Origin of the sequence: Psychrobacter pasteurii, from assembly GCF_900162815.1 — a bacterium.
Classification (GTDB): domain Bacteria; phylum Pseudomonadota; class Gammaproteobacteria; order Pseudomonadales; family Moraxellaceae; genus Psychrobacter; species Psychrobacter pasteurii.
Window position 1 is genome coordinate 1 of sequence record NZ_FUGD01000157.1, and the last position, 1,788, is coordinate 1,788.

Annotated in this window: 4 protein-coding genes; 3 read left to right on the forward strand and 1 reads right to left on the reverse strand. The window is 39.4% G+C overall.

Features of this window, described 5'->3' with window-relative positions; all coding sequences use genetic code 11:
* The first annotated feature begins 203 nt into the window (after window positions 1-203).
* Window positions 204-539: a hypothetical protein gene (locus A1232T_RS12850; protein ID WP_077449766.1), complete on the forward strand. Its 336-nt coding sequence runs from the start codon at window positions 204-206 to the stop codon at window positions 537-539.
* 254 nt (window positions 540-793) lie between these two features.
* Window positions 794-1,177, forward strand: a complete 384-nt coding sequence (locus A1232T_RS12855; RefSeq protein WP_077449767.1) for a DUF2147 domain-containing protein — start codon at window positions 794-796, stop codon at window positions 1,175-1,177.
* 133 nt (window positions 1,178-1,310) lie between these two features.
* Here A1232T_RS12855 and A1232T_RS12860 read toward each other — a convergent pair whose 3' ends face one another.
* On the reverse strand, window positions 1,311-1,622 hold the full coding sequence (locus A1232T_RS12860; protein WP_077449768.1) for a neutral/alkaline non-lysosomal ceramidase C-terminal domain-containing protein: 312 nt from the start codon (window positions 1,620-1,622) through the stop codon (window positions 1,311-1,313).
* Window positions 1,623-1,650: 28 nt separating this feature from the next.
* On the opposite strand from A1232T_RS12860, the gene A1232T_RS12865 reads away from it, so the two are divergent.
* On the forward strand, window positions 1,651-1,788 hold a 138-nt coding region (locus A1232T_RS12865; RefSeq protein WP_143513974.1), incomplete at its 3' end, for a helix-turn-helix domain-containing protein.

The following is a 1,788-nucleotide window of genomic DNA, read 5'->3' on the forward strand; positions in this document are numbered from 1 at the left end:
GCAGATAAAGTGTTAACCCATCACTGATGGGTTAAAAAAAAGCGGTGAGTTCCACCGTGTTAGCCTGTGGAGACGATGTAAGACCTGAGTGTAATCACAATGGCAGACGTCTATGAAGCAGGAAGAAAACTCTAAAACTATGTGAGTAGGGTTAGGTAAGTTTTTCGGAACGGATAATAAATAATACAAAGGAGTTAGTCGCTATGACGCAGTCTACTGAAAACAGCACAGAACAAGAAGCATTGAAAGCTGAGCCATTTGCTTTTAAGCCTTATGAAAACGATCATCAAAGTCTACAAATAGGCGAATTGACCTTCGAGAATCAGACCGATAAAGTCATCGCTTATGGTGATATTGAGATTACTAAAAACCAGCAAGGCTTAAGCCAAGCGTTAAAGTTAAAGCAGCTATTTGATATGATTGTGGCCGAGCTACAGTCTGCTGAGCAAGCAGGTGACTTTACACAAGACTCTAATAAACAAGGCTTACGAGAGAGTGAAGACTCGTTCAGTAAGGAAGTAGACAACCCCTTTTCATAACTATAACTGTTAAAAAATAGTAGAGTAATAATTTATTGATTTTCCACTTCTTTTTTAATTATTAATCGTTATAATTAATTATACCTTTCAGGGTAAGTAAATAAAAAAATATCTTGACCAGACCAAAATCAGTGTCTAAGATATCTCTATCACCAAGTAAGAATTAGTAAGTAGTGGTTTCCTATACTTGAACTCCAAGTCAATTATGTTGCTGCAAAAACTAACTTTAAATGTTTTTCGAAAGGAATCGTAGTATGAAATTATTCAATCAATCAGTTTTAGCTCTTTCAGCATTAGGTCTAGCCACTGTAGCTATGGCTGCTGATCCACTAGCCAATACCACTTGGCAAACTTATGACAATGGTGAGCCTAAAGCCCTTGTTAAAATCACTGAATCAGGTGGCGTTCTAACGGGTAAGATTATCTCTACCACTCGTCCTGAAGGCAAGAAGTTCGTAGGCCGTACTGTTATGTCAGGTCTAAAAGCTGATGGCGGCGGTAAATACAGCGGTGGTCAAATCACAGATCCAGAGAACAACAAAACTTACCGTTTAACTGCAGAGTTAAAAGGTAGTGATTTAAAACTAAAAGGCCACTTAGGTCCATTCTCACGTAGCCAAACGTGGAAGAAAAAATAATTTAGCCAAACTAAGCTAGATTAAAAAAAAGAAGCCAGATAGCAATATCTGGCTTTTTTTGTGTCTGCTGTTTAGAAGATGGGGCAGAATGTCTGAATAAAGCAGAGCAGGGAGATAGGGGGTTTTTTAAGAGCTACTCTACCTTAAAGGAATGAGAAACGCCGGCATACGGGGTAATGGCGTAGTCCCAGCCATTTTTCCAGTCGCCTAGATGCATAATGCGATAGGTACCTTGTGGCGTTTTTTCCTTAATGCGCCAGCTAATGGTTACCTTGCTATAAGTAATGCCTTCACGTTGCCAACCATAGCTGGTCTCGAAATCAGCATCGGTTAGATAGTCCTTCCATTGACCTTGATCTAAGCGTTGCACCTTTAAAAAGGTGTCTTCAGTACGTAAGTTGTTTTTGGGGTGTGCCCCACGGAAGGTGACAGTGACTATAGTCATAGCCCCATAAATAAGATACACTGATAAGATGGCATATTCAAAAGACTACAGACAAATGATATTAGACAAGCTTGACGAAGGTTACAGTTATCGAGAGCTTGCCGAAGAATATCAAATCAGTACAACGACAATTCAGCGTTGGAAAAAGAACATTGAGCGTAAAGCT